Raw genomic sequence first — 1,497 nt, 5'->3', positions numbered from 1 at the left:
TGAACTGTACCCTATAAAATGGACAGTTTAATAAAAAAGCCCTGAAAAATCAAGCACTGAAAAGATGGTTCCGATATTCAATCGGAGTCATCTTTTTTAATGTCCACTGATAACGATTATAATTATACTCCTCCATGTAATCCTTTATGTTGAGCTCAAGGGATTCAAAGGTTTGACAATCTTTGTAATCTAATTCATCTTTCATATGACCAAAAAAGGATTCCATTGGTGCATTGTCTAAACAATTGCCCCTACGGGACATAGATTGTCTGATCCCCATTTCTCTTACACGTTTTTGGAATTCAGGGTGTGTATAATGAATACCTTGGTCTGAATGTAGAAGCGCCTCAGGATGGATGACTTCTCCTAATCTCTCTTTCAAGTTATCTAATGTTTGATAGACAATATCCATTTGTAAAGAAGAGGAGACATGATAGGCTAAAATCTCTCGTGTTGTACTGTCTTTTACACATGATAAATAAGCCTTTTTTCCTTTTCCATAAAATAAATAGGTAATATCGGTTAACATACTTTTTTCAGGCTCTTCTTGATTGAATTGGCGCTTTAAAAGGTTCGGACATGTTTTATGTTCTTGTGTCGCTTTTGCGATATGTTTATAAGGATTCGCTCGGCGAATCTTTGTCACAAGATTATATTTACGCATAATACGGTAAATACGCTTGAGATTCATACAAATTCCTTTTGTCTTTTCTAACACCATTTTGATAGAACGACCACCACATATTTTTCCTTTTCGATTAAAAATTTCTTGGATCCATTCATAATCTGTTTCATCATTACGTTCTTTTTCTAGATGTTTATCTATCTGATGAAGCCACGCATAGTATCCACTCCGACTTACCCCAGCCAGTGTGCAAAGGTAACGCACCATGCGTGGGAATTGGAATCGACGTATGATTTGTTCAATCAGTGTGTATGTTTCTCGTGGTGTTAACGCTTCTTCTGTAACGCCTGCCTTTCGAGTTCGTCTAACTTTTTTAGGAATGTCAATTCCGCTTCTAAAAACGCAATACGTGCTTCCGCTTTCTTTAATTTTTCATCAGAAGAGAGAGATTTTTCCGAAGGGCGTCCCGTGCTTCCTTTCCCGCGGCGTTCTGTATAAAATCCCTCTTCACCAAATTGTTCAAAGGTTCTTCGCCAACGTTTCAAGCATTGTTTTGGTTTCTTCTCACCAATCACAGCTAAGTCAAACCCATTCTCTAAAAAGATTTGGCTAGGACCTTTTCCTTGTTGATTTTCTTTTACCGCTTTTATTTTGAAATCTGGACAATAGCTAATTGAACGCTCCGACGCTTTTAATACATTTTTATTTTTTTCTAGCTGTTTTATTTGAATCTCGTTAAAAATAATTTTACTCATTCTCCGTACCTCATTTCTATCATTGGTTCCATTATAACGAGGTTTTTTGATAAAAATACACAAAAACCCCGAATCATGGGGCTTTTTTTAAGTGTCCATGATTCGGGGTACAGTTCA

General features: G+C 36.5%; 1 protein-coding gene. It reads right to left on the bottom strand.

Features of this window, described 5'->3' with window-relative positions; genetic code table 11:
- Positions 1 to 49 precede the first annotated feature (49 nt).
- Positions 50 to 1,380 (bottom strand): IS3 family transposase gene (locus MR063_RS21460; RefSeq protein ID WP_242201337.1). Its coding sequence is split into 2 segments (ribosomal slippage): positions 50 to 993 and positions 993 to 1,380, totalling 1,332 coding nucleotides; the frame shifts between segments, so codons are not numbered across the junction.
- Positions 1,381 to 1,497: the final 117 nt, after the last annotated feature.

Source organism: Bacillus cereus group sp. BfR-BA-01492, from assembly GCF_022662815.1.
In the GTDB taxonomy this organism is placed as follows: domain Bacteria; phylum Bacillota; class Bacilli; order Bacillales; family Bacillaceae_G; genus Bacillus_A; species Bacillus_A cereus_BD.
Note: the sequence above shows the minus strand (reverse complement) of the source record. Positions and strands in the feature narration are given on the sequence as shown.